The following is a 26,028-nucleotide window of genomic DNA, read 5'->3' on the forward strand; positions in this document are numbered from 1 at the left end:
GTGCGGCGTCAGCGACCCTCGAGCTCGTCGAGCTCCGCGATGACCTCGTCGAGCGGGGCGCGACGGATCTGCGCGACGGCCGCGGCGGGCGCGAGCTCGCCGGCGATCACCGCGTCGAGCGGACCCCGGAAGCGGGCGGCAAGGGTCTCGACGGCCTCGACCGAGGCCACGAGCAGCTGGCCGAAGGTGTCCACGTCGAGCTGGGCATCGCCGAGCAGGACGGGCATCCGGTACGCGACCGAGCCCGTCGTCACGTCGACCTCGAGGGACGCGTCGAGCCGTTCGGGCGTCGACTGCACGATGAAGTCACCGACGTCGGGGTAGGCGCTGATCGGCACGAGGGTCGGGTGCACCACGTAGAAGGTCACCGCGCGGGCGATCGGACGCACGATCCCGAGCACCGAGCCGATGGTGGCGTCATCCGAGGCGACGTCGATCGCGTTCAGGTTCGCGTCGATCTCGAGGTCCCGCCCGGCCGAGGCGAGCGCCTCGGCGACGTAGGTCAGGAACGGGTCCTCGCTCACGGCTTCCCCGACGGTGTGGCCGAGACCCAAGGGGTCGGCGCCGGCGACGACGGCCGCGACGGTGCCGACTTCGCCGCCTTGTTGCGGAGGGCCTCGCGCAGGAAGTCGATCCACTCGGGCGAGTTGCGACGCGGGGTGCGCTTGAGCTCGGCCTCGATCCCCGCGACGGTCAGGGCGTCGGTGAACGTCTTGATCTGCACGGGGCTGGACTGGTCCTTGAGCTGCAGGTCGCCGACGACGCAGACGATGCCGGGCGGGAGCTTCTCCGCCGACCCGAGCGCCGCGGTCTTCTCCTTGAGCATGCCGCGGTTCTCGGAGGCGAAGAGCTGCTTGATCCGCCAGCCGAGGCCGCGGTCCGTCTTCTTGTTGTCGCCGAGCTTGCCCTCCTTGGCCTGCTTGTTGCGGTCCTTGGCGAGCCCGTCGGTCTCGGCCCATGCCTCGGAGAGCCCGCCGAGCGCTCCGGTGACGGGGGCGGCCTTCTTCTTGAGGTCCTCGAACATCGACTGCGGGTCGGCGTTGGTGTCCATGCCGGCCAGCACGACCGCGCGGATCTTGAGCAGCAGCGCGTCGTTGCTCGTCTGCTCCTCCTTGCCGTCCGGCTTGGCCTTCGGGTTGAACGGCTTCACCGGCCGCGGCTTGATCTGGGTGACGTAGTCCGGCGTGATCGGCTTGCCGTCGATCCGATAGTTGGCCAGGAACTTCTGCGCGGTCTTGTCGCCGCCGGCGGCCTTCATGATGATGCCGTCGACAGCCATCTTCGGGTGCTTCTTCAGCTCGTCCTCGGCGCCGCCCTCCAGGTGCATGACCGCGGACTCCTTCTCCGCGGTCTTCGCCATCTGGTTGAGCAGCTTGCTCGCGATGTAGTGCGCGATCTTGTGCAGGTTGTCGATGACGGCCGTGGCTGCCTTGATCGCCGCGGGGACGCCGAAGCCGCCCGCCGAGGCCACCTGTGCGACCGACGTCGAGAAGTTGATGATGCTCACGCCCAGCGACCAGCACTGCTGCTCGAGGTGCTTGGTGTAGACCTGCGACACCTTCATCAGCGGGTACACCATGACGTTGACCTTCTCGCCGCTGCCGGCGCGGGCCTCGAACATCGAGAGGTCCGTCTCGCGCTGCCGCATTCCGGCCGAGGCGACCTCGGTCACGCCGCGCACCATGGCGAGCGCCGACGCCGCGATGTCGAGCCCCGGGATCACCTGCTTGACGCCCTCGGACACGCCGCTGTCGATGAGCTTGGCCAGGTCCGCGGAGTTCTTGGCGACGCTGACGAGCCCGTCGAGCCCGACCGCGCCGGCCTTCGTCGCCTTGAGGGCCTCGTACGGGTCCTTCGTCGTCCAGGCCGCCTCGGCGGACTTGACCATCTGGAACGCGGACTCGACCGCGGTCATGAGCCCGGACAGGATGCCGGTGACCTGGCCGATGCCGAACTTGGCCTTCGTCGCGTCGGACTGGGGGAGCGACTGCTCCTTGAACGCCCGCTGCCCGGTGGCGAGCTGCTTGTCGGCCCGCATGCCCGAGCGCACGGCCTCGCCGGTGCCCTGGTCGATGAACCCGGGCACGTAGGTGGTGAACTCCTTGTTCTTCACCACGCCCTGGTCCGCGCGGAGCTTCTTGTCCTGCTTGCTCCCGACGAGACCCGCGATCCCTCCGCCCGCGCCGTTGATGATCGTCTTGCCCAGACCCACGCCCTTGCCGACGTCCTTGACGGTGTCCAGCGTCTCGCTGGTCGCCTCGGGCTTCTTCTCCGCGCCGGCGCGCTTGGCCGGGTCGAGGAGCATCAGGTTCTCCTCGATCGTCGCCGCGTCGCGCTTCGCCTGCTTGTCGCGCGCGGCGACCCGGCCCTCGGCCGCGGCGAACGCGGCCTGGTCCAGGGCGCCGTCCTTGGGCGGGAGCAGCGCCTGGTCCTTGACCGGCATGCCCTTCTTGATCAGCTCGTAGGCCTCGTCCTGCGCCAGCACCTCGCTGCGCTTGGGGTCGGCCTTCATCAGGCCGTTGCGGTGCGTGACCATGCGCTCGTAGGCGGCCTCGACGTCCTTGGGCAGCATCTTGACCTTGAGGACGGCCTTCTCCTCGTCGGCCGCGCTGTTCGCCATCTCGCCCTCGTTGCGCGCCTGCCGCACCTGGATCACCAGGCGCTCGGCGGCGGTCTCGCGCGGCGGGCGGACGGCCTTCAGGTCGTTGAACTCGCCCTTCCACACCTGGTCGTAGGCGATCTCGGCGCGCTTCTCGTCGGAACCGCCGAGCTTCTTGGCCTTGAGCTGGTTGAAGACCTCCTGCTCGCGGAGCAGAGCCTTCTCGAACCGCTGGTGCATGTCGTCCATGCGCGCGCCGGTCGCGTCCTTGCCGAGCGGCACGTGCCCGGCGTCGTTGACCTTGCCGGAGACCGGCGCCTGGGGGGCGTCGTTCGTGGTGTCGTACAGCTCGGTGGTCAGCGCCTCGCGGCCCGCGACACCCTCCTTGCGCGACTCCTTGAGCCCGGCCTGCTCGGTCTTCTCAGTCTTCTTGCTCTGCTTGGCGCGGACGGCCTTGGCCTCTTCCTCGCGCTTCGCCGCCGCCTTGGCGGCCTTCTCCTCGGGCGTCTTCTTCTTGCCGAAGAGGCGCCGGGTGGTCGAGCCGCCCTCGGTGAGGACGTGCGCGATCTCGTGGGCCAGCACCTGCTCGCCCGCGGGCGTCTCGGGGGCGAACCGGCCGGCCCCGAAGAAGATGTCGTTGCCGGTGGTGAACGCCTCGGCGCTAATACCGGCGCTCAGCGCGCTCGCCTGCGCCCCGTCGTGCACCCGCACGTGACCCAGGCTCGTGCCGAACCCGGTCTCCATGCGGCGGCGCACGCCGTCGGGTAGCGGTGAGCCGCCACCGCGCGCGGCCTCGATCCGGTCCGACGACGTCGCGTCGAGCGCACCACCCTCGAGGCCCACGGTCGCGGTCGGCGAGACCGACCGGCGCAGGTGACCGCAGCCGGGGTTGTGCGCGTGCACGTCGTTCTCGGGGGCCGCCGGAACGTTCGAGCGGTGCAGCCGGCCCAGCGCGTCGTCCGCCATCCGGTCGGCGGCGTGCTCGGCCGGGTCCTCGGCGTGCCCGACGGTGAGCCCGGCGACCGGAACGCCGATCGAGGGGACGGCGACGGTCGGTGCGGCGGTCGCGAGTTCCCCCGCGGGCGCGAACTGCGTACCCGCGGCGACCGGGACACGTGCGTCGTGGCTGCTCACAAGACCTCCGGGCGTCGGACGAGGACACAGAGCCCCCTGCCGCTCAGCGTGCCGGGCGCGGGGGCACCACGACATCAGTAAGGCCTACGCAGGTTGCGGTGTCCAGCACAGATCACCCGTTCGCCCCTGGTTGTCCGCACGAGATGCTCAGCGTGCTTATCGTTGGCTCCGTGAGCTCGCTCGGTCGTCGACTCCGTGACGCCCGGTTGACCGCCGGGATCAGCCAGGGGGACCTTGCGCGCGCGGTCGGCGTGCACCCCACCTACGTCTCGCACGTCGAGCGGGACACGCGCGTCCTGCGGGGCGACGCGCTCGCGCGTGCGGCCGGGACGCTCGGCGTGACGGTCGAGTTCCTCCTCGACGGGGACCGCGCGCCGGCCTACCTCGCCGTCGAGTCCGCGCTCGTCCAGGCCCGGCAGCTGTCCCGCGCTGGCTCGGCGCTCGCCGCGGCGCGGGTGCTCGCCCGCACCGACGTGGCGCAGGTGGACGTCGAGACCGCCGCCGAGGTGGGCCTCGCGCACGCCGAGGCGCTCGACGTCGCCGGCGATCTCGGGGCGTCCATCGAGGTGCTCGAGAAGGTCTTCGCCGGCGTCTCGCTCACCAAGCGGCACCGGCTCGCCGCCCGCGCAGCGATGCGCATCGTCATGGCGCTGACCGAGGCCGCCGACCTGCAGAGTGCCGTCGCCCGGGGTGAGCAGCTGCTGGCGACGCTCCCGGAGTCCGTCGCGGGGACCGAGGAGGTCGTGCGGCTGGAGTCGACGATCGTCTGGGCCTACATCGCGCGCGGCGACACCACCTACGCGCGCTTCCGCGGGCAGAACCTGCTCGAGCGCACCCGCCGGCTCGGCAGCCCGAGCGCGGTCTCGGCGGTGCACTGGAACCTCGCGTTCATCGACGACGCGCTGGGCGACCTGGACGCCGCCCTCGGCCAGCTCGACGCCGCCATCGCGCTCACGCAGGCCGACGACGTCAACCGCGACCTGCCCCGGCTCCGGCTCGACCGCGCCTTCCTGCTCGTCTCCGTCGATCCGCCGCGCCCGCAGGAGGCCCTCGCCGAGCTGGACGCGGCCCAGACCGCCCTCGAGATCGACGAGTCCACGGTCGAGCTCGCCCGGGCCGCGTCGGTTCGCTCGCGGGCGTCGTTGCAGCTCGACGACGCCCTGGCCGCCCAGCGGCACGCCCTGCACGCGCTCGAGCTCCTCGGCGACGAGGTCCGTCGGGACGCGGCCGCCGCGCACGAGGCGCTCGGCGACGCGCTGCTCGCCCAGCGGGCCGGCGCCGAGGCCGTCGCGGAGTACCGCCGGGCGGCCGAGCTCATGGACCTGGCCTCGTCGGGCCGGCCGGCCGCGACGCTCTGGCGGCGGATCGGCGACCGGCTGCGGCTCGCGAAGGACCACGACGACCGCGTCGTCGAGGCGTACTCGCACGCGCTCGCCGCCGCGGGGATCCGCGGCTCGGTGCCGACGCGGATGTGGGCCTGACCGCTCGTCCCGGCTAGCCCTCGTCCGTCCAGCGGGCGTCGCCGGTGCGCCGCCCGAGCTTCGCCATCTCGCGGACGGTCGCCGCGCGGACGTCCCGCATCCCGACCACGCGGCTGTCCGCGACCGCGTCGTAGGCGGCCGCCAGCACGATGTTGCGGATGTCTCCGCCTGCGACCTCGAGGCTGCGCGCCAGGAACTCGACGTCCATCGGGTCCGCGGGGTCGGTGCGGGGCAGCTGTGCCAGGTGGTGCGTCCAGAGCATCCGGCGCGTCGGCTCGTCGGGGTCGGGGAAATGGACCATGAAGTGCAGCCGACGCGCGAAGGCGGGGTCGAGGTTGCCGCGCAGGTTGGTCGCGAGGACCGTGATGCCCTCCGACGCCTCCATCCGCTGCAGGAGGTAGGACACCTCCTGGTTGGCGTACCGGTCGCGTGCGTCGGACACCGAGGACCGGCTGCCGAACAGCGAGTCGGCCTCGTCGAAGAACAGGACGGCGTTGAGCGACTCCGCCTGCGTGAAGACGCGTTCGAGGTTCTTCTCGGTCTCGCCGATGTACTTGTCGACGACGGACGAGAGGTCCACCTGGAAGAGGTCCATGCCCAGGGAGTCCGCGACGACGTGCGCGGCGAGCGTCTTGCCCGTGCCCGGGCTGCCCGAGAACAGGGCGCAGATGCCGGTGCCCTTTCCGCCCTTGCCCTGCAGCTCCCCGAGAGCGAGCACCTCGTCGCGGTCGCGGGCCCAGCCGATCAGGCGCTCCACCTCGCCGCGCGTGTGCGCGGGCAGGACCAGGTCGTCGAGGGTCGCCGGCGACCCGCTCGTGCGGACGCGCGGGCCGTGCGTGTTCCCGAGCCGCCGGGCCGCCAGGCGCACGTCGTCCGGCTCGACCTGCCGGCCGGTCCGGGCGGCATCCGTCTCGGCGCGACGACCGACCGCGCTGATCTCCTCGGGCGTCATCCGCAGCGTGAGGACGTCGCGCGTGGTCGCGTGCTCGCCGACGACACGGTGCCACTGCTCGGCGCGCTCGTCCTGGGTCAGCCGTCCGGCGATGACGGCCGCGGGGAGCCCCACCGCCCACCGCGGGTCCCAGGGAGACCGGCCGACCGCGATCACGGGGACGACGGCGTCGAGGTCGCCCAGCAGCTCGGCGGCGAGGTGCGCCCCGGCGAGCACCAGGACGCTGCCGTCGAGGCCGGCCTCGAGCACCAGGGCGCGGGTCGTCTCACGCACGAGGGCGGGGTCGGTGCCCAGCCCGGGGGTGACGGGCAGACGCTCCAGGTCGCCGACGAGGCACGTGACCTCGACCTCCCGGCAGGCCGCGACCGCGAGAGCGGTGCCGGCGGTGCCGACGGGGGAGTGCACCCAGACGAGCTGCTCGCCCAGGGTCATCGCGCCGGCGACCTCCAGGTAGCCGTCCACGTCCACCGGCAGCGGGGTACGCAGGACGCGGGCCACGAGGTCCGGCACCCGGTGCGAGCCGAGCAGCCGGGCGACCACGCGGTCCGGCACCCGCAGGCGGCGGGCGAGCAGGACGTCGTCGCCCTGGAGCGTCAGCAGACCGCGGCGCTGCAGGGGGCCGTCGTCCATGAGTCGGGCGCGCGCCGCCGCGTCGACCACGCTCGCGCCCGCGAGCTCGAGGGCCAGGGCGGCGGTCGGCCGCGCCGGACCCTCGTCGCCCGAGAGCAGACCCGTGAGCAGGTGCGCGCTCGGGTGCAGCTCGGCCAGGAGCGCGACCTCGAGGAGGGCACGGTCCGTCGACGAGAGCCCGAAGATGTCGCTGACCGTGTCCAGGTGCTCCTGGGCTGCGCTGGCGGGGTCGTCGACCTCCAAGGCCGTGAGTGCGGCCCGCGCGCGCTCGCGGCCGGGCCAGTCGCCGCGACGGTCGACCGCCGCGGCCAGTGCCGCGGTCGTCGACCGGGCGGGCTGGTCGGTCGTCGTGCTCATGGGGTCTCCTCGGGGCGTGCTTCTCGACCCGTACTCTCGCCCGCCCGCGGCCCCCGCGTCGAGGGTGAGCCGCCAAGTCCGGTAGCGATTACCCAGCCCGGGCTCCGCCGCGACGGTCCCGTTGCTCCGTTCCGGGGACACGTCTCGAACGCATCCCTGTGCCCCACCTGTGTGCGAAGTTGGTGGTCTACAAGAATGTCACTGAAGTCGTTTGAAGGCTGACGAGATGCCTTGTTGGGGCGTTGCCGCGGAAAAATCACGTGAGGCCGCCTACAACTCATTCTCGGGGTGAGAATGACTGGACAGACCCGCTCGGTTGCCGCGTGATCGTGCGGATCGACGCGTGATACGTCATGCGAGCGAATCATCCGTGAATCTCCACTGGACGTTTGACCAGCACAGTTTTGTGCAGCAGACTCATCCCCGACGGTGCGCATCGCCTGCCCCCTGCGCGGTGCGCACCGTCTTCACGTCCGAAGGGCGCGGCGGATCATCTGATCCGGACCGCGCCCTTCGTGCGTCCGCCTCCGCGGCCGGGTGTGCCTCCGCTTCCGCGGCCGGGGGTGCGTCCGCTCCCGCGGCCTGGGTGCGTCCGCTTCCGCGGCTTGGCGGGAGCCTTGGTGCGACCGCCTCGGCGCGCCCTCCCGGGCCGGTGAGGGGTCCGCGGTTAGCGTTCCATCGTGACCGTCCCCGCGCGCTCCTCCGGCTCGGGGCCCGACCAGGCTCCCGAGTCCGCCATCGCTGTCGACGACTCTGCCGAGGCAGGCCTCGACGGCGCCGATGCCGTCGTCGCGCTCGTCGAGCCGCCCAGTCCCGCCGAGGTCCTCGAGGGTGCCGTCGCCACGTGGCGCGCCGCCCTGGTCGAGGCCGCGGGCGGGTCCACGCTCGTCGACGTCGAGCTTCTCGGCGAGGCCGCGCTCGACCTCACGGCCGCGCACCCGTCGGGGATCTCCCAGCTCTTCGCCGGCCGCGAGACGCGCCTGTCCAACCTGGTCCGTGAGGGCGCCGCGCTGTCCACCGCGCGCCGCCGGGCCCGCGCCGTCTCGGCCCGTGCCTCCGTCTACGCCCAGCGCTACGGGATCCTGCCCACGTCGCTCGCGATCGGCGTGGCCACCTGGACCGAGCGGACCACCCCGGACGTGGCCACCGACGACGTCGCGGCGCTCGCGACCGTCACGCGCCAGCGCGACCACTCCGGCATCGAGCAGCCCGAGGCCGCGCCCCGCACGGTCCGGGCACCCGTCCTGCTCCGGCCGGTGAGCCTGCGGGCGCGCGGGTCGGGCGAGAGCGACTACGAGCTCGCGCTGGAGCCGTCGCTCGAGGTCAACCCCGTGCTGGCCCGCGCGCTGCGGTCGCGCGGCGCACTGCTCGACCCGGGCGCCGTCGCGCGCGGCACCTTCACGTCCAACGGGTTCGACCCGCGCGGCGCCCTGCAGCGGCTCGCCTCGCTCGGCGAGGCCGTGCTGGACGACTTCTCGCTGACCGAGCGCGTCGTGGTCGGCACCTTCGTCCACCCGGGACAGATCCTCGTCGATGACCTGGACAACCTCTCGGGCACCCTCGAGCGCCACGAGGTGGTCGCCGCTCTCGCCGGCATCGACACCGACCTGCGCCGGCCCCTTCCCGCGCCCGTGGCCGGAGACCGCGACCCCGCCCTCGAGCGTGGCGTCGGCGACCTCGACCCCGCGCAGCAGCACGTGCTCGACGTGGCGGCCACCGGCGCGCACCTGTTCGTCGACGCGCCCGCCGGCGCCGACGTCACCGGGACGCTTGCCGCCCTCGTCGCCGATGCCGCCGCGTCCGGGCGCACGGTCCTGTACGTGCCCGGCCACCGCCGCGCTGCGACCGCGCTGGCCGCCCGGCTGACCTCGCTGGGGCTGGGTGACCTGCTGCTCGACGTCGCCCCCGACGCCGGCTGGCGGTCGGCGATCTCGCGTCGGCTGCTCGGCGCCATGACGCTCGAGGCTCCGGCCGTCGACGCGCAGGGCGTCGTCGCGCTGCGGTCCTCGCTCGTCGCCGAGCGCGAGCGGCTGCGTGCCTACGTCGACGCGCTGCACGCCGAGCGCGCCCCGTGGGGAGTCTCCGCCTACGACGCGCTGCAGCAGCTTGCGCGCCTGACCTCGACCCGGCCGACTCCCCGCACGACCGTCCGACTGACCACCGACGTCGCACGCGTGCTCGACGCCGAGCGCCGCGCCGAGCTGACCGCCGACCTCGTGCGCGCCGGCGAGCTCGGCGCGTTCCAGGTCCGGCCGACCGACACTCCCTGGTACGGCGCCGACCTGCGCACCCGCGCCGACGCGGACAACGCTGTGCGCCGCATCGAGCGCCTGCTGGACGGCACCCTGCCCGGCCTCGTCGAGCGGACCGCGCAGGTCGCCGTCGAGACCGGACTCGTCCAGGCGACGACGCTGCGCGCGTGGGCCGAGCAGCTCGGCATGCTCGACGGGGTGCGCGCCGCCCTCGACGTGTTCCAGCCGATCGTCTTCGAGCGAACCGCAGCCGACCTCGTCGCCGCGACGGCCACGAAGCAGTGGCGCGAGAAGCACGACGTGCCCATGGGCTACTGGGTGCGTCGCAGGCTGCGCAAGCAGTCCAAGGACATGCTGCGGCCCGGCCGGCCCGTCGCCGACCTGCACGCCGCGCTGCTCGAGGTCCAGGCTCAGCGCGAGGTGTGGCAGGCGCACTGCCCGTCCGGCGGGTGGCCGCGGCTGCCCGATGGTCTGGAGCTCATCGAGGAGGAGTTCGCCGCCGTGCGGGCCGACCTCGACGCCCTCGACGAGGTGCTCGCGGGCACGCCGCTCGGTGCGGGCCTCTCCGGACTGGCGTTCCCGGTGCTGCTCGAGCGCCTGACCCGGCTGCGCGCCGACACCTCGGCTCTGAAGACCCTGCCCGACCGCACCGGCCTGCTGCACCGCCTGCGCTTCGCCGGGCTCGGCCCGCTGGTCGAGGACCTCGCGTCGCGCAAGACCGACCCGTCGCTGGCGCCCGCAGAGCTCGACCTGGCCTGGTGGAGCACGGTCATCGAGCAGATCCTCGCCGACGACCCCGCGCTGGCCGGCTACGACGGCACCGCGCTCGGCGGGCTGTCCGCGCACTACGCGTCCCTCGACCGCGCGCACGTCGACAGCCTGCCCGGACCCGTCCTGACCTCGGTCGTGGGGCACATCGGCTCGGCCCTGCGCCAGCACCGCGACCAGGCCGAGGCGCTGTTCGCCGACCTCGTCGAGGAGCGTCTGACCACCCTGCGCGACACGGTCACCCGGCACCCGGACGTCGCCCGACGCCTGCGTCCGGTGATCGCCGCGAGCCCGATGCTGGTGCCGCAGGTGCTCCCGCCCACCCGCACCGTCGACCTCGTCGTCCTCGACTCGGCCGCGCACCTGCCCGTCGAGGTCGCGCTCGCCGCGATCGCCCGCGGCCGGCAGATCGTCGTGATCGGCGACGCCCGCTGCGCCTCCAGCACTGCCGTCCGCGCGCTCGCGGACGTGCTGCCGTCGGTCGCCCTGCTCGCCGGTGCGTCGCGCCGCGACCCCTACCTGACCGCGTTCCTCGGCGCGCACGGCTACGCCGGGGTCCTGCGCCCCACGCCGCTGCCGCAGCACCGGCCGCTCGTGCACCTCGACATCGTCGAGGGCACCGGGATGCCGTCGCGGACCACGGGGATCATCGACTCGACGCGCGAAGAGGTCGAGCACGTCGTCGAGCTCGTCCTCACGCACGCGCTCCTGCGTCCCGACGAGTCGCTCGCCGTCATCACCGCGACGCCCGGGCACGCCGAGGCCGTCCGCGAGGCGGTGCTCGGGGAGGTCCGCGCCAACCTCGCGCTCGCCGCGTTCTTCGACGCCGGCCGCACCGAGCCGTTCGTCGTCACCGACCTCCCGAACGTCGCCGGCCTGCGCCGTGAGGCGATCATCCTGTCGGTCGGCCTGGGCCGGACCCCGCACAAGCGCGTGCTGCACTCCTTCGGGCCTGTGTCTGCCGCGGGCGGCGACGCGCTGCTGCTCGACGCCCTCGGCTCCACGCGGCACCGGCTCACGGTGGTGTCCTGCTTCGGCGCCGACGACCTCGACCCGACGCGCTTGCGCGGCGCCGGCCCGCAGCTGCTCGCCGACCTGCTGTCGTTCGCGGCCCGCCGCTCCGCCGGTTCCGCCGACGCCGACCTGGTGACGCCACGGTTCGGTCCCGCCCTCGAGGCTGGTGCCGTCGCGCCCGGCTCCTCGGCGGCGCTCGACATCCCGGCCATCGAGCCCGACCGGCTCCTGCTCGACATCGCCGAGCGCCTGTGGAAGCACGGGCTGCTCGTCGAGGCCGACCACGGCATCCCCGGCGGCGAGCGCATCCCGCTGGTCGTCGGGCACCCCGACCTGCCCGACGAGATGCTCGTCGCCGTCCTCACCGACGACGCCGAGTACACCGCCGAGCCCTCCGTCCGCGTGCGCGACCGGCTCACCGCCGACCGCCTCGAGAGCGTCGGCTGGTCCGTCGTGCGCGTCTGGTCCGCGGCCGCGTTCATCGACCCGCAGGCCGAGGTCGACCGCATCCGTCGCGCCGTCCACGCCCGCGTCCCCGCCCCGGCCAGCCCCCGAAGCGGTCCGTTGCACCTCGGCCTTCCGGGCCTTCTCGACGAGTCCGACGACGTCGACGAGCTCCCCACGGCTGCGGCACCCGACGCCTCGGCTGGCGACGCAACCGTCACTGACGCCGTCGTTGCCGACGCACTGGTGACCGACCTCCCGGTCGACGCCGCGGCGGCCGACGCCTCGTCGACCGGGTCCGCACCGTCGGCGGAGCTTCCGAAGAAGGCGTCTGCCGCCCAGCCTGAGGCTCCCGCCACCGCGTCCGAGCGGGTCCCGGCGACCGCCGGCCCGGACTCGTCTGCCTCGGCGCCCACGACGACCGGCGCGGTGCCTACGACCGGCTCGGTGCCTACGACGACCAGCGCGGTGCCGACGACGACCGGCGCGGTGCCCACGACGACCGGCGCGGTGCCCACGACGACCGGCGCGGTGCCCACGACGACCGGCGCGGTGCCGACGACGACCGGCGCGGTCCCGACGAGCTCCGGCTCGTTGCCCGTCCACCCCGACGGGTCCGTCTCGACGGACTCGGGCGCCTTCGCGTCCCACCCCGACGACGTGGCCCGCCCCGACTCCGGCCCGGTCCGCTCCGTCCCGGCGCACCCTGTCCTGGTCGACTCGGTCCTGACGGGCTCCCTCAGCGCGGCAGCCGTCCGCGCCGAGGCCTCTCGCCCGCCCGCCGCACCGGCAGCACCCGCCTCGCGCGCCGCGCACAGCGCCCCGCGCGGCATCCCGGTCGTCCCGGCCCGGATCGAGGTCCCCTCCTCCAAGGCTGCCGCGGCCGCCGGAGCTGCAGACTCCGCATCGCCCACCGCCGAGGCAGCCAGCTCCGACCAGACCACGGACACCGATCAGCCCGCCGGCTCCGGCAAGCCCGCCGAGGATCCGGCGCCGCCGAGCCGCCCGCTCCAGCTGGCACTGGCCGTCCCGACCCGTCAGCGTCCCGACGTCCGCAAGGGCCTGCCGATCGGCGCCTACAGCGACGACCAGCTCGACGAGCTCGTCGACTGGCTCCGGTCCGACGAGCAGGAGCGCACCCGCGAACAGCTGGCCGCAGCCCTGCGCGACGAGCTGGGCGTGACCCGCCGCTCCTACCGCATCGACACAGCGGTCCGCTCAGCCATCGCCCGCGCCCTGTCCTGACACCCGCAACGTCCGCACTGGTGGGGGCAATACCCCTCACGAGCGCGGACGTCCCGACAGCACCCACGCAACGTCCGCACTCGTCGACGCAATAGCCCTCACGAGCGCGGACGTCCCGGCAGCACCCCACGCAACGTCCGCACTCGTCGCTGTCATAGCGCGCACGAGCGCGGACGTCCTGGTCGAGTGCCAGGCCCCACACGCGGGCCAACGTGCCCTCCACGCGTCCGTGCGAGCGCTCGCCTGGGCGCACATCCGCTCGGACCTTGCGGGCCCGCGCGGGGTTGCGTCCCGAGCAGAAATGGTCAGTGCTGTCACCCGCTCGTAGATCGCTCGTGCCTCCGCTTCGAGCCGCGGGCCTGGCGACCCTCGCATCGAGCCGCGGGCCTGGGCGACCCCTCGCCTCGAGCGACGCCAGCTCGCTGAGGTCGGGTGGGATCATGGGCGGGTGGTGGAGTCTGGGGATGCGGGCGACGCGGTGCCCGTGCGGCGGTCGCGGCGGGCCGTCCGGCATGCGGGGACGGTCGGTGGCGACGACGCGAACCTCGTCTCCGTGCTGCCGGCGCTGACGAGCGACGCCGACACACCGCCGACCGAACAGGCGGCGACGCCCGCTCCACGCACGAGTCCCCTCGCCCGGAGCGACGACGACACGGACGTCGGCTGGGGCGAGCGCGAGACCGGTACCAATGACGACCGGCTCACCACGGACAAGCCGCCGCACTGGTGAGGCCGACCCCCTGAGAGACAGCGACGGCACGTGAGCAGACGACGAAGGCCCGACCTCGCTCAGGAGGCCGGGCCTTCGTCAACGGTCGACGGTGCGGGTCAGGTGCCCGGCGGGATCGACGGCGGGACGGGGCCCGTGCCGCCGGGGTAGCCGACGTCGGGGGAGTCCGGGCCGGCGTCGTTCGCGACCGCGGGCGACGGGCGGCCCGCGAGCAGGTCGCGGATCTCCTGGAGCAGCAGGATGTCCTCGGCGGGGGCCGCCGGCTCGTCCTCGATGCCGGCCTTGCGGCGGGTGGCCAGGGCGTTCAGGGGCAGGACGATGAAGAAGTAGACGGCGGCGGCCGTGAACAGGAACAGGATGATCGCGTTCAGGATCAGGCCGATCGAGAAGATGGCCCCGTTGATCTCGAACGTGAGCACGTTGCTCAGGTCGGTCTTGCGGAAGATCGCGGCGATCAGGGGACTGATCAGCCCGTCGACGAACGCCTTGACGACGGCCCCGAACGCGGCGCCGATGACGACACCGACGGCGAGCTCGATCGCGTTGCCGCGTGAGACGAAGTCCTTAAATCCCTGGAGCACCTTCGCGGTGCCCTGCAGCCGCTCGCCTGCTCCGCGCAGGCCGCTGTTGATCCGGTCGGTCATGGGTGCTCCTCGTGGAGGGGTGGGCTGTCGTCCGTGCGACGCCGCGGGTGTGCACTGCTGGTCGATCGATCCGATCGATCATGGCACGACGACGGCGGACAGCAAGGCGGAGGCGGCGGCGCCAGCGAGCGCGGGCGCCTCGTCGGGCGACACGGCGACGAGCACGGGGACCGAGTCGTCGCCGGAGGCGCCACCGCCCAGCAGCCCGCTCGACGCGGCGGGCGGGCGCGCGACGGGCAGGACGAGCGCCCGGCGCGCGACCACCCCTCCCGGGCCGCCCTCGGCGGTCGCCGCGAGCACGTCCACGTGCATACCGGCCGAGAGGAGACCGGCGACGGCGGGGTCGGCGAACCGGACCGTCGCGACGACCGTTCCGGGTGGTCCGCTGACCTCCGCGGAGGCGAGCACGCCGGGCCCGAGCGGGCTGCCGGCGCTGAGCGGGACGGCCGTCGAGGCGCCGACGGCGGACGCGAGAGCGGTCAGCGCACCGTCGGGCACGGTCGCGACCGGGTATCGGGCGACCCGCACGTCGGACGCGGTCAGCGAGACACCGGCGGGAACCGCGCGGGCCGCGACGACGACCCCGACGGTGGGCGCCGCAGGCGGTCGGACCGCCTGGACCGTCGAGGCTGCGGCGAGGCCGAGGAAGAGCGCGCAGACCAGGAACCGGCACCGCCACAGGAAGACCCGCAGCCGGACGGGCAAGGGAGGCCGGCGCGGGGTGAGCGGTGGCGGCCGGCCGGCGAGATCGCGCATGCCCCGACGTTAGGAGGCCGTCGAGCCTCCTCGACGAGTCCGGGCCGCAGAACGCGGGCGGCGGGGCTGTGGTCGGCTGGTGACACCCAGCACCTCGAGCCCGAGTCATCGAGAACAGGCAGACGCCGTCAGAGGCGGCGCCGGGGAGATCAGGAGGTCGCGGCCGGCTTCGCTGCGGGCGCGGGGGTCGAGGGCGCAGGTGCCGGCGCGGGGGTCGTCGAGGTGGACGACGACGAATCCGACGTGGAGGACGACGTCGACGGCGCTGGGCTCAGGGTGGACGACTTCGCTCCGGCGCGGGCGTCGTTGCGGTAGAACCCGGACCCCTTGAACACGACACCGACGGACGAGAACACCTTGCGCAGGCGTCCGTCGCACTCGGGGCACACGGTCAGGGAGTCGTCGCTGAAGGACTGGACCGCCTCGAAGGCGTGGCCGCAGGCGGTGCAGGCGTAGGCGTAGGTAGGCACGAAGAACGACTCCTGGCAGGTGGTCGGCGGCTCAGGCGATCAGACGAGGACCTGGCACTCACAACATCCGAGTGCCAATCCTAACGGCATCCGGGGCCCCGACATTCCGAGCGACCACGCGATCGAACGGTTCAGGGTCCGGCGAAGTACCCTCCGAAGCGTGCCTCGTCGTCACCTGGTCCGCCTCTCGTTCATCACGCTCGCCGTGGTGCTCGTCGTCGTCCTCGTCGGCGTCGTCGTCGCCGGGTTCGTGGTGGTCCGCCGCCCGTTGCCGGAGGTCGCGGGCTCACTGGATCTCCCGGGCCTCGGCGCCGACGTCACGGTCACGCGCGACGACCGGGGTGTCCCGACGATCACCGCGCGGTCGTCGCGTGACCTGTTCATGGCGCAGGGGTACGTCGCGGCGCAGGACCGGTTCTTCGAGATGGACTACCGCCGGCACGTGACGTCCGGCCGGCTCGCGGAGCTCGTCGGCAACGTGAAGGACGCCGTCGACGCGGACAAGGTCACCCGGACGCTGGGCTGGCGACGGGTCGCCGAGCAGGAGTGGCAGCAGGTCACACCGGCCACGCGGGCGGCCCTGCAGGCGTACGCGGACGGCGTGAACGCGTACCTGGACGGCAAGCCGAAGGGTGCGATCGCGGTCGAGTACACGATCCTGGACCTCCAGCTCGACATCAAGGACCCGGAGAAGTGGGACCCGGTCGACTCGCTGGCGTGGCTCAAGGCCATGGCGTGGGACCTGCGCGGCAACTTCGACGACGAGCTGGGCCGCGCGGCCGCGTTCTCGACGATCGGTGACGTGGCCCGTGTCGACCAGCTCTACCCGGCCTACCCGCAGGACCTGAACGCGCCGATCCTGACGCGCGAGGACCTGCCGAGCACGGTGACGGGCACGGCGTCGACCACCAGCCTCGACCTGGGGCAGGACGACCTGCAGCGGGCGATGGCGAGCGCCCAGAAGGCCCTCGAGGCGGTGCCGCACCTGGTCGGCGAGGGCGAGGGCGTCGGGTCGAACTCGTGGGTCGTCGGCGGCGCGCTGACCGAGTCGGGCAAGCCGCTGCTGGCCAACGACCCGCACCTGGGCATCTCCGCGCCGGGCGTCTGGGCGCAGGTCGGTCTGCGGTGCGCGGACGTCTCGAGCGCGTGCCCCTACGACGTGTCCGGCTTCTCGTTCGCCGGGATGCCCGGTGTCGTCATCGGCCACAACGCGAACCTCGCCTGGGGCCTGACCAACCTGGGCGCGGACGTCAGCGACTTCTTCCTCGAGCGGGTCGACGGCAGCACCACGCGGATGAACGGCGGCACCGAGCCGATCACCGAGCGCACCGAGATCATCACCGTCAACGGCGGTGACCCGATCCGGCTCCCGGTGCGCGAGACGGTGCACGGCCCGATCGTCTCCGACGTGCTCGACGTCGACACCGTGGCGGGCGCGCCGGTGCCGGACAACGCGCCGGGCAGCCGCTTCGAGGTCGCGCTCGCGTGGACCGCCCTGCAGCCGAGCCGGAGCATGGAGGCCGTGCTCGCGATGGACGTCGCGAAGGACGCCGACGACATCCGAGCCGCGGCTGCGCTGCTCGACGTCCCGTCGCAGAACATCGTGTTCGCGACGACCGACGGTCACATCGGGTACCAGGCGCCGGGCCGGATCCCGGTCCGCGCGGACGTCGTCGGCGGGCCGGTCCCGTCGGACGGCACGTGGCCGCGGCCGGGCTGGGACAGCGTCTACGACTGGCAGGGCTACGTCGACCCCGACGACATGCCGCGCGCGCTCGACCCCGCTGCGGGCTTCATCGTCACGGCCAACAACGCGGTGACGCCCGCCGGGGTGGGCCCGTTCCTCACCGACGACTGGGACTACGGCTACCGGGCACAGCGGATCCGGGACCAGATCGAGGCGGCCAAGGACCACAAGCTCACCGTCGCGGACATGAGCGAGATCCAGTTCGACCAGCACAACCCGTACGCGGACGTCCTGGTCCCCACGCTGCTGGAGCAGAAGATCCCGAAGGTCGGCACCAGCTCGCAGCTGGCGTTCGACCGCGCCGGGCAGGACCTGCTGCGCAGCTGGGACCGCGTGCAGTCCGACGACTCCGCGGCCGCGGCCTACTTTGCGGCGGTGTGGGCCGACGTGATGCGCTCGGCCTTCGCCGACGACCTGCCCGAGGGCGAGGGCCCGACCGGCGGCTCGCGCTGGCTCGAGGTGGTCCGCAACCTGCTCGACGAGCCGACGTCGCCATGGTGGGACGACAAGACGACCGCAGGGGTGGTCGAGGGGCGCGACGAGATCCTGACCGACGCCATGGTCTCGGCCCGTCGCCAGCTCACCGCCCAGCTGGGCCGGGACGCGACCCAGTGGCGCTGGGGCAAGCTGCACACCGCCGCCCCCGAGCACCTGCTGCTCGGCGGCTCGTCCGTCCCCGGGCTGATCCGCTCGCTGGTGAACCCCTCACCGCTGCCGGTCGGCGGCGGCTCCTCGATCGTGGACGCGACCGCCTGGGACGCGAGCGCGGTCGGCGAGGACGGCACCAGCCAGGACTACGGGGTGACCGCCGCACCGTCGATGCGCATGGTGGTCGACCTCGGCGACCTGGACTCGTCGACCTGGGTGACCCTCACGGGAGCCTCGGGGCACCCGGCGAGCGTGCACTACGCCGACCAGCTCGGACCGTGGTCGAGGGGTGAGACGTTCCCGTGGCCGTTCTCCGCCGCGGCCACCGAGGCGGACGCGAACGACCGTCTGACGCTGCACCCCTAGGGCACCGCACCTCAGTGCAGCAGGTGCCACTCCTCGGGCGTCGCCACGGCGTCGACCGCGCGGTCGTGGCGCTCGCTCGGCAGTGGGCGCACCTCGGCGTCGTAGAGCTCCTCGGGGAAGACGAGCGCGACCACGGGGACGCCCGGCCGCAGGTGCTCGAGCGCCCGGTCGTACCAGCCGCCGCCCTGCCCGAGCCGTGCGCCGCTGGTGTCGACGGCCAGCGCGGGGGCGATCACGACGTCTGCCTCGGCCAGCGCCGCGGCGCCCAGGGTCGGACCGCCCGGCTCGGGCGGACGTCCCGGCGCACGCTCGCGCAGGTCGTCGGGACCCGCGTACTCCGCCCAGTCCCGCTGCAGGCCGCTGCCCAGGACGGGCATAAGGACGCGAACGCCACGGGCGGACAGCTCCTCGAGCAGGACGCCCGTGCCGGGCTCCGTCGCGCGCGCGGCGTAGACCGAGACGCAGCGCGCGTTCTCGACGGCCGGGATGGTCAGCACGACCTTGGCGAGGGCCTGCGCGGCCTCCTCGCGACGACGGGCGGACCGCGTCTTGCGCGCCTCCCGGATGGCCAGCCGCAGCTGCTCCTTGACGTCCTCGACCTCGTCCCCCTCGGAGACGTGCGGATAGGGCTGGGCGACGCTGCTCATGCCTCCAGTGTCGCACCTGGGACCCCGTCGGAGATCCTCCCCAGGGCGGGTGTGGTGACCTACGCCACTGCGCGGTTCCGCACCCGCGGCTAGGGTCCCCAGATGACCATCCAGAAGGCAGTCATCCCCGCCGCGGGTCTGGGCACCAGGTTCTTGCCCGCCACGAAGGCGACTCCCAAGGAGATGCTCCCGATCGTCGACAAGCCGGCGATCCAGTACGTCGTGGAGGAAGCGGTCCGCGCCGGCCTCGACGACGTCCTGCTGATCACGGGCCGGTCCAAGCGCTCGCTGGCCGACCACTTCGACGCCGCCCCGGAGCTCGAGCAGGCGCTCGAGGCCAAGGGAGACACCGAGCGGCTGGCCAAGGTCCGCGAGTCCAGCGAGCTCGGGCACGTGCACTTCGTCCGGCAGGGACAGCCCAAGGGCCTCGGGCACGCAGTCTTGCAGGCCAAGCACCACGTCGGCGCGGAGCCGTTCGCGGTCCTGCTCGGCGACGACCTGATCGACGAGCGCGACGAGCTCCTGAGCACCATGCTCGAGCTCCAGGAGCGCACGGGCGGGTCGGTGATCGCGCTGCTGGAGGTGCCGCCGTCGCAGATCTCGCTGTACGGGTGCGCCGCGGTGGAGCCGTTCTCCGACGACGACGAGGACCAGGTCCGCGTGACCGCCCTCGTCGAGAAGCCGGACGCCGCCGACGCGCCGAGCAACCTGGCGATCATCGGCCGGTACGTGCTCAACGCGGCGGTGTTCGAGGTGCTCGAGCGCACGGAGCCCGGGCGCGGCGGCGAGATCCAGCTGACCGACGCGCTGGCGACGCTCGCCGAGATGCCCGCCGACCAGGGTGGCGGCGTCTACGGCGTGGTCTTCCGCGGTCGTCGCTACGACACCGGTGACCGGCTCGACTACCTCAAGGCCGTCGTCCAGATCGCCTCGGACCGACCTGACCTGGGCCCCGACTTCCGGGCGTGGCTGACGGAGTACGCGGCGAAGCTCGACGACTGACGTGCCACGCCTGCGCCCGCGGCGGGGCAGAATGCGCGCATGAGATCGGTGCAGGACCACCTGGCCGCGGTGCTCGCGGCTGTCGGGCCGGTGTCGCCGCTCGACGTCGTCCTGCACGACGCCGTCGGCTGCATCCTGGCCGCCGACGTCGTCGCCACGCAGGACCTGCCCGCGGTGGGCGTCGCTGCGCGAGACGGGTACGCCGTCGCCGCGCACGACACGTCGCGGTCGGGCTACGCGACGGAGACGCCGCTGCCGGTCGCGCACGACGTCCGCCCCGGGCAGGGCGCCCCGCTGCGGCTCGTGCCCGGCACCGCCGTGCGGATCGCGTCCGGTGCGCCGCTGCCGATCGGCGCCGACGCGGTCGTGCCGCTGGAGGAGACCGACCGGGGGACCGCTCGGGTCTCGATGCAGCGTCCCGCCGTCGCCGGCCAGCACGTGCGGCCCGCGGGCTCCGACGTGCGGACGGGGCAGGTCGTGCTCGAGGCCGGCACCCGGCTCGGCGCGCGCCAGCTCGCGCTCGCCGCGTCGATGGGTCGGGGTCGGCTGCGCGTGCACCCGACGCCGCGCGTCGTCCTGCTCTCCGTCGGCGACGAGCTCGTCGAGCCGGGGAGCACCGGCGCACCGGCCGGCACCGTGTTCGAGGCCGACGGGCACGCGCTCGAGGCGGCCGTCCGGGACGCCGGAGCCGCGTCCGTGCGGGTCGCCGCGCTTCCCGACGACCGCGCGGTCCTGCGCGAGGCGCTCGAGGACCAGCTGGTCCGCGCCGACCTGATCATCCTCACCGGCGGGCTGTCCGAGCTGACGCACGACACCGTCAAGGACGTCCTGGCCCCGATGGACAGCGTCCGCCTCGACCAGGTCGCGATGACGCCCGGGTACCGGCACGGGTTCGGGACGTTCTCCGGCGAGGACGGCGACCGGGCGGTGCCGATCTTCGCGCTGCAGGGCCACCCCGTCGCCGCGCAGGTGTCGTTCGAGGTCTTCGTCCGCCCCGCGCTGCGGACGATGGCCGGCCACACCGAGGTGTTCCGACCGTCCGTCGCCGCCGTCGCGGACACCGGGTGGATCTCCCCGCCCGGCCTGCGCCAGTTCGTGCCGGCCACCGTGCTCGGGTCTCCCGACGAGGGCTACCGGCTCACGCCGCTCGGCGACCCGTCCGAGCCGAGCATCAGCGCCCTCGCGCACGCCAACGCGCTCGCGGTCGTCGGCGAGCAGGAGCTGACCGTGCACCCCGGCCAGACCATCCACTGCCTGGTGCTCGAAGGATGACGGCCGTCGGATGGCCCGCCGTCCTCGTCGACGGGGACGTGCGCCTGCGGCCGCTGCGTCGTCGCGACCAGGACGCCTGGATGGAGCTGCGCCAGATCAACGCCGGCTGGCTGGAGCCCTGGGACGCCACGAGCCCGATCCCCGTGACCGGTCCGCGGCCCTCGTTCGGCGCGTTCGTCCGCACCCTCGGCTCCCAGGCCCGCGCCGGGACGACGCTCCCGTTCGCGATCGACCTGTCCGGGGAGCTCGTCGGGCAGCTGACCGTCTCCTCGATCACCTACGGCTCGCTGCGGTCCGCCGCGATCGGGTACTGGGTGTCCGAGCACGTGGCCGGACGCGGCATCACCCCGACGGCCGTGGCCCTGGCCACCGACCACTGCTTCAGCGTGCTCAACCTGCACCGCATCGAGGTGAACATCCGGCCCGAGAACGGCCCCTCGCTGCGGGTCGTCGAGAAGCTCGGGTTCCGCGACGAGGGCGTGCGCGAGCGCTTCCTGCACATCCAGGACCGCTGGTGCGACCACCGGTCGTTCGCCCTGACCGTCGAGGACGTGCCCGAGGGGCTCCTGGCGCGCTGGCACGCCCGCCGCCTGACCGGCTCGTAGTCGTCCCCGGGCGCTCGCCGGCGTCGTCGTCACCCGCCCGGGGTGTCCCGGCCGGCCCGAGGTCCGACACGCCGCCGCCCTCCCCGGTCGAGGCTGCTCCCGCGCCTACCGTCGGTGCGTGAACGATCTCGCAGGACCGGTCGCGCTCGCGCTGGTCGGCCTGTGGGTGGCCTACCTGGTGCCGCACAAGCTGAGGCACCGGCAACAGCTGCTCGAGTCCCGGGCGGACGACCGGTTCTCCGAGGCGCTGCGCGTGGTCGCAGTGACCACGCGTCCGGCCTCGGTGGCCGTTCCGGCCCTGGCCTCGACGGCCAGCAGTACCGCGGGGCTACTGACCCCGGGCAAGGGGCTCCCGGTGCAGATCGGGAGCGGAGGAGGAGGCGCCACCGTGGACCGACCGCGAGGCATGCAGGACCGGATCACCGCAGACGCCGCGAGGCGTGCCGCCCAGGCGCGCGCTGCTCGCGCCGCAGCGGTCGCACGTCGTGCTGCCGCCGCTCGTCGCCGCGCCGTCCTGGCCGGCCTCCTCCTGCTCGCCACCGTCGCCGGCTGGACCGCCGTCGCCCTCGTGCCGACCGTCGGCTGGGTCGCCGGTGTCGCCCCGACCGTCCTGCTCAGCACCGTTCTCGTCCTCGGTCGTCGGGCCGTCCTCGCCGGCCGCGMGGCCGACGCCGAGTGGGAGGCCCGGATCGCCGACGAGCGTCGCGTGGCCGGTGCCCCGCGCACCGGGGCCCAGCGCGCCGTCGCGACCGCCGCCGCCCAGGCCCGCGTCGCCGCCGAGCCCACGGCCACCGCGGCGGGATCGGGTGCCGCTCGTTCGGCGACGGCAACCTCTGCCTCTGCCTCGTCGACCTCGTCGTCCACCTCCACCGCCGCCCGCCCCGCCGCGTCGTCCGCGCCGGCGGCGAAGTCCGCCACTGCCGCGAAGTCGGCCCCCGCTGCGACGTCCGCTCCGGCCGCTGCGTCGGGTTCTGCCACGAAGTCCGCTCCTGCTGCGAAGTCCGCTCCTGCTGCGAAGTCCGCTCCTGCTGCCAAGTCCGCGGGTGCGGCCGTGGGCGCCGAGCCGGTCGTGACCGCCGGGCTCGACACCGCGCACGCGACCGCACCGGACCGGCGCGAGTCCACGCTCGCGTTCGTGGGCCGCGCGATCCACCCGTCCGACGCCAGCACCGAGGTGTTCGAGCGCATCGTCGAGGACAAGGGCGAGACCGGCGGGCCCGCGCGGCACTCCACGGGTGCCATCCCGGTCGTCCGCCGCTCGGCGCTCACCGACCCGGTCGCCCAGGTCGCCGAGTTCACCGGCGCCGATGCGGCAGCCGCGGACGACGAGGCCTGGTCCCCGGTCCCCGTCCCGCGGCCGACCTACACGATGAAGCCGTCCGCGCCCCGTCGCGAGCCCGCACCGCTGGAGAACCTCGAGGGTTCGACGGCGGCCCGCACGCCCGTCGAGGTCCCCGCCGAGGACCGCGCCCCGCTGGAGGCCCCCGTCGAGACCACGGGCAGCATCGACCTCAACGCGGTCCTGGCGAAGCGTCGCGCCGCAGGGGAGTGATCGACCCCGACCCACGGCTGCGGAAGGCTCCCGGATTTCGCGAAGCGAGCAGCCGTGGTGTTAGTCTTTAGCCCGCTCGCGGGGCTGTGGCGCAGTTGGTAGCGCGTCTCGTTCGCAATGAGAAGGTCAGGGGTTCGAATCCCCTCAGCTCCACCCGCACACGACGGCGGCCCCCCTCGGGAGGCCGCCGTCGTCGTCTGTCCGGAGCGCGCGATCCGTCGAGTGGTTCGCCGGACGTCGCGGCCGAGGTCGCCTCGCGCCCCCCGTTCCCACCCCGTCCGCGGCTCCTCGTCGTCCCTCGATCGACTCAGCCTCCACGCAGCGCCCGGCCCCAGGAATTCGGGCTCAGGGGGCGCTTCAGGCGCCCGGTTCCGGCTAGCGTTGCGTGCGAACCGAGGGGGCTCAGTGATCCGCGTTCGGAACCTGTCCAAGTCCTATGGCGCGACCCGGGCGGTCGACGACGTCTCGTTCGAGGTCGCAGCCGGGTCGATCTTCGCGTTCCTGGGCACCAACGGAGCCGGCAAGAGCACCACGATCAGCTGCGTCACCACGGTGCTCGCGCCGGACGCCGGCGAGATCGAGGTGGGCGGCCACGCGGTCGGGACCCAGGACGACGAGGTGCGCAGGCTCGTCGGCGTGGTGTTCCAGCAGTCGCTGCTCGACCCGATCCTGACGGTCCGCGAGAACCTGGACGTGCGCGCGGCGTTCTACGGTCTCGACCGCGCGACCCGACGCCGGCGGCTCGGGGAGGTCGCGCCCCTCATCGGGATCGACGGCATCCTCGACCAGCGCTACGGCACCCTGTCCGGCGGGCAGAAGCGGCGTGCCGACATCGCTCGCGCGCTCACGCACGGACCGTCGGTGCTCTTCCTCGACGAGCCGACGGCCGGCCTCGACCCCGCCAACCGCGAGCAGGTCTGGGAGACCGTGCACGCGCTGCGGCGCGACGCGGGGCTGACCGTCTTCCTGACGACGCACTACATGCACGAGACCGAGGAGGCCGACCAGGTCTGCATCATCGACGCCGGCCGGATCGTCGAGCAAGGGACGCCCGGCTCGCTGCGCGAGCGCTACAGCAGCAGCGTCCTCACGGTCACCCCACGGGATCCGGTGCCCATCCGCGCGACCTGCGCCGCGCGCGGTCTGACGTTCACCGAGGTCAACGGGGTCCTGGCGATCGAGGTGGACTCGAGCGTCACGGCTCGCGAGCTCCTGCAGCGGCACGACGCCGACATCCTCGACTTCGAGTTCCGGCACGGCACCATGGACGACGTCTTCCTCGCGCTGACGTCACGGACGGTCGACGCGTGAGCACCGTCGTCGTCGCCGCACCACGACCTGTGGGTGTGCTGCCCGTGGCCCTCGTGGTCGCTCGTCGGAACCTGATGCTCTTCGTGCGCGACCGCGCCGCGGTGTTCTTCTCGATGCTCTCGCCGCTCATCCTGCTCGCGCTCTACACGTTCTTCCTGGGCGGGCTGCAGGTGGACACGATGAAGGAGCAGTTCCCCGCGGCCGACGTCGGCGACATCCGGGGCTTCGTCGACGCCTGGGTCTTCGCCGGCATCACGATGATCACGTCGCTGACCACGGGGCTCGCCGCGATGAGCGTGTTCGTCGAGGACGGGGAGTCGGGACGCTTCAAGGACTTCCTGGTCTCGCCGGTCCGCCGGTCCAGCCTGATCCTCGGCTACATGGGTGCGACGGTCGTGATCGCCTTCACGATGACGACGTTCTTCCTGGTGGTCTCGCAGGCGTACACGTTCGCGCGCTACGGCTCGGCGATGACGGCGGGCGAGTTCGTGCGGTGCCTCGGGATCATCCTGCTCTCCGCCGGCGCGTTCTCGGCGTTGTCGGCCTTCGCCGTGACCTTCGTGCGGACCAACGGGGCGTTCGCCGCGTTGAGCACGATCGTCGGGACGCTCATCGGCTTCCTGGCCGGCGCGTACATCCCGATCGGCGACCTGCCCGCCGGTGCCGTGAACGTCATGAACGCCCTGCCGTTCGCCCAAGCGGCCATGCTCGTCCGTGGGCCCTTCACCGACCGACCGCTGGCGGTCCTCACGGACCCCGTGCCTGGATCGGCGGCCGACGTCGAGGCCTACTTCGGGATCACCGCCTCAGTCGGCGGCACCGAGATCACGACGACGATCGCGGTCGTCGTCCTGGTGGCCGTCTTCGTCGTGTTCTCAGCGCTGGCCGCCTGGCGCATCGGCCGCCGCATCCGGTAGCAACGAACCGCGACCGCCGGAAGCGACACGTCGCGATCTCGCCCGCTGCCAGGACAGAGTTGTGGACAAGCGGGGCAGGCGAGTCAAGCAAGGGAACAAAGAGACACCGAAACGAGGGCGCAGCCGCGACGATCCCGCGACTGCGCCCTCGTCGGAACGCCGAACCACGAACCCCTAGAGGATCGACCGCCGACGCCGACGCGACGACACGGCCGCGACGAACACGGCGGCGAGGCCCACCTGCAGCGCGAGCTCGATCCAGTCGACGCCGCCGGTGTCCCGGACGCCGATCAGGCTCGCCAGCCACGTGCCGACGAGTGCTGCCACGATGCCGACGATGATCGTCACGAGCCAGGAGATCCGCTGCTTGCCGCGGACCAGCAACCGGCCGAGGATGCCGACGATCGCACCGATGAGGATGGCGCTGATGATGCCGTTCTGAGTCATGGTCCAACTCCTGTTCGAAGACGGGCCCCCCACGACAA

The 26,028-nt window shown here is 73.3% G+C and carries 18 protein-coding genes and 1 tRNA gene; 11 read left to right on the forward strand and 8 right to left on the reverse strand.

Annotated features, from left to right (window positions below; genetic code table 11):
* Nucleotides 1-8: 8 nt before the first annotated feature.
* Together AC1DUE_RS12795 and AC1DUE_RS12800 are read right to left on the reverse strand one after the other, a co-directional pair.
* Complete coding sequence (locus AC1DUE_RS12795) at nt 9-524, reverse strand: hypothetical protein (RefSeq protein ID WP_477039809.1); 516 nt, start codon at nt 522-524, stop codon at nt 9-11.
* Nucleotides 521-3,733, reverse strand: a complete 3,213-nt coding sequence (locus AC1DUE_RS12800) for an eCIS core domain-containing protein (RefSeq protein WP_477039810.1) — start codon at nt 3,731-3,733, stop codon at nt 521-523. Before AC1DUE_RS12800 ends, AC1DUE_RS12795 begins: the two co-directional genes overlap by 4 nt.
* 170 nt (nt 3,734-3,903) lie before the next feature.
* Here AC1DUE_RS12800 and AC1DUE_RS12805 point away from each other — a divergent pair, with 170 nt between their 5' ends.
* A complete protein-coding gene (locus AC1DUE_RS12805; RefSeq protein WP_477039811.1) occupies nt 3,904-5,214 on the forward strand; it encodes a helix-turn-helix domain-containing protein in 1,311 nt (436 codons plus the stop codon).
* Between the two features lie 13 nt (nt 5,215-5,227).
* On the opposite strand, the gene AC1DUE_RS12810 is transcribed toward AC1DUE_RS12805, so the two are convergent.
* Nucleotides 5,228-7,153, reverse strand: a complete 1,926-nt coding sequence (locus AC1DUE_RS12810) for an ATP-binding protein (RefSeq protein ID WP_477039812.1) — start codon at nt 7,151-7,153, stop codon at nt 5,228-5,230.
* 680 nt (nt 7,154-7,833) lie between these two features.
* On the opposite strand from AC1DUE_RS12810, the gene AC1DUE_RS12815 reads away from it, so the two are divergent.
* Nucleotides 7,834-12,876 carry a hypothetical protein gene (locus AC1DUE_RS12815; RefSeq protein ID WP_477039813.1) on the forward strand — a complete coding sequence of 1,681 codons (5,043 nt, stop codon included), beginning with the start codon at nt 7,834-7,836 and terminating at the stop codon, nt 12,874-12,876.
* 448 nt (nt 12,877-13,324) lie between these two features.
* Entirely contained in the window at nt 13,325-13,606 is a 282-nt protein-coding gene (locus tag AC1DUE_RS12820; protein ID WP_477039814.1) for a hypothetical protein, read from the forward strand.
* Nucleotides 13,607-13,704: 98 nt separating this feature from the next.
* On the opposite strand, the gene mscL is transcribed toward AC1DUE_RS12820, so the two are convergent.
* The 3 genes from mscL to AC1DUE_RS12835 all read right to left on the reverse strand — a co-directional run bounded on the left by mscL (nt 13,705) and on the right by AC1DUE_RS12835 (nt 15,476).
* Nucleotides 13,705-14,250 (reverse strand): large conductance mechanosensitive channel protein MscL, encoded by a 546-nt coding sequence (gene mscL, locus AC1DUE_RS12825; RefSeq protein ID WP_477039815.1) that lies wholly within the window; start codon nt 14,248-14,250, stop codon nt 13,705-13,707.
* 78 nt (nt 14,251-14,328) lie between these two features.
* The gene (locus tag AC1DUE_RS12830; protein WP_477039816.1) at nt 14,329-15,006 is read right to left on the reverse strand and encodes an SAF domain-containing protein; all 678 of its coding nucleotides are present in this window, start codon (nt 15,004-15,006) and stop codon (nt 14,329-14,331) included.
* Between the two features lie 149 nt (nt 15,007-15,155).
* Entirely contained in the window at nt 15,156-15,476 is a 321-nt protein-coding gene (locus tag AC1DUE_RS12835) for an FmdB family zinc ribbon protein (protein WP_477039817.1), read from the reverse strand.
* A gap of 160 nt (nt 15,477-15,636) precedes the next feature.
* On the opposite strand from AC1DUE_RS12835, the gene AC1DUE_RS12840 reads away from it, so the two are divergent.
* A complete protein-coding gene (locus AC1DUE_RS12840) occupies nt 15,637-18,237 on the forward strand; it encodes a penicillin acylase family protein (protein WP_477039818.1) in 2,601 nt (866 codons plus the stop codon).
* Nucleotides 18,238-18,248: 11 nt separating this feature from the next.
* On the opposite strand, the gene AC1DUE_RS12845 is transcribed toward AC1DUE_RS12840, so the two are convergent.
* Nucleotides 18,249-18,884: a 5-formyltetrahydrofolate cyclo-ligase gene (locus AC1DUE_RS12845; protein ID WP_477039819.1), complete on the reverse strand. Its 636-nt coding sequence runs from the start codon at nt 18,882-18,884 to the stop codon at nt 18,249-18,251.
* Between the two features lie 102 nt (nt 18,885-18,986).
* Between AC1DUE_RS12845 and galU the strand changes: the two genes are divergently transcribed.
* The 7 genes from galU (at nt 18,987) to AC1DUE_RS12880 (ending at nt 25,543) form a co-directional block, all read left to right on the forward strand.
* The gene (gene galU, locus AC1DUE_RS12850; RefSeq protein ID WP_477039820.1) at nt 18,987-19,886 is read left to right on the forward strand and encodes a UTP--glucose-1-phosphate uridylyltransferase GalU; all 900 of its coding nucleotides are present in this window, start codon (nt 18,987-18,989) and stop codon (nt 19,884-19,886) included.
* Between the two features lie 39 nt (nt 19,887-19,925).
* The gene (locus AC1DUE_RS12855) at nt 19,926-21,158 is read left to right on the forward strand and encodes a molybdopterin molybdotransferase MoeA (protein WP_477039821.1); all 1,233 of its coding nucleotides are present in this window, start codon (nt 19,926-19,928) and stop codon (nt 21,156-21,158) included.
* Nucleotides 21,155-21,763 carry a GNAT family N-acetyltransferase gene (locus AC1DUE_RS12860; protein WP_477039822.1) on the forward strand — a complete coding sequence of 203 codons (609 nt, stop codon included), beginning with the start codon at nt 21,155-21,157 and terminating at the stop codon, nt 21,761-21,763. The genes AC1DUE_RS12855 and AC1DUE_RS12860 overlap by 4 nt, the downstream gene beginning before the upstream one ends.
* Nucleotides 21,764-21,881: 118 nt before the next feature.
* On the forward strand, nt 21,882-23,315 hold the full coding sequence (locus AC1DUE_RS12865) for a hypothetical protein (RefSeq protein WP_477039823.1): 1,434 nt from the start codon (nt 21,882-21,884) through the stop codon (nt 23,313-23,315).
* 80 nt (nt 23,316-23,395) lie between these two features.
* Nucleotides 23,396-23,468 (forward strand) — tRNA-Ala (locus AC1DUE_RS12870).
* A gap of 252 nt (nt 23,469-23,720) precedes the next feature.
* The gene (locus tag AC1DUE_RS12875; RefSeq protein ID WP_477039824.1) at nt 23,721-24,626 is read left to right on the forward strand and encodes an ABC transporter ATP-binding protein; all 906 of its coding nucleotides are present in this window, start codon (nt 23,721-23,723) and stop codon (nt 24,624-24,626) included.
* Nucleotides 24,623-25,543, forward strand: a complete 921-nt coding sequence (locus AC1DUE_RS12880; protein WP_477039825.1) for an ABC transporter permease — start codon at nt 24,623-24,625, stop codon at nt 25,541-25,543. The genes AC1DUE_RS12875 and AC1DUE_RS12880 overlap by 4 nt, the downstream gene beginning before the upstream one ends.
* Before the next feature lie 174 nt (nt 25,544-25,717).
* On the opposite strand, the gene AC1DUE_RS12885 is transcribed toward AC1DUE_RS12880, so the two are convergent.
* Nucleotides 25,718-25,990, reverse strand: coding sequence for a GlsB/YeaQ/YmgE family stress response membrane protein (locus AC1DUE_RS12885; protein WP_477039826.1), 273 nt, complete (start codon nt 25,988-25,990; stop codon nt 25,718-25,720).
* Nucleotides 25,991-26,028: the final 38 nt, after the last annotated feature.

This window comes from Cellulomonas sp. P4_A2 (assembly GCF_056402515.1).

Excerpts from the sequence above, each read along its gene's own strand:
- AC1DUE_RS12810 (WP_477039812.1), bottom strand. The coding sequence starts at position 7,153 with ATGAGCACGACGACCGACCAGCCCGCCCGGTCGACGACCGCGGCACTG.
- AC1DUE_RS12845 (WP_477039819.1), bottom strand. The coding sequence starts at position 18,884 with ATGAGCAGCGTCGCCCAGCCCTATCCGCACGTCTCCGAGGGGGACGAG.
- galU (WP_477039820.1), top strand. The coding sequence starts at position 18,987 with ATGACCATCCAGAAGGCAGTCATCCCCGCCGCGGGTCTGGGCACCAGG.
- AC1DUE_RS12855 (WP_477039821.1), top strand. The coding sequence starts at position 19,926 with ATGAGATCGGTGCAGGACCACCTGGCCGCGGTGCTCGCGGCTGTCGGG.
- mscL (WP_477039815.1), bottom strand. The coding sequence starts at position 14,250 with ATGACCGACCGGATCAACAGCGGCCTGCGCGGAGCAGGCGAGCGGCTG.
- AC1DUE_RS12860 (WP_477039822.1), top strand. The coding sequence starts at position 21,155 with ATGACGGCCGTCGGATGGCCCGCCGTCCTCGTCGACGGGGACGTGCGC.
- AC1DUE_RS12885 (WP_477039826.1), bottom strand. The coding sequence starts at position 25,990 with ATGACTCAGAACGGCATCATCAGCGCCATCCTCATCGGTGCGATCGTC.
- AC1DUE_RS12830 (WP_477039816.1), bottom strand. The coding sequence starts at position 15,006 with ATGCGCGATCTCGCCGGCCGGCCGCCACCGCTCACCCCGCGCCGGCCT.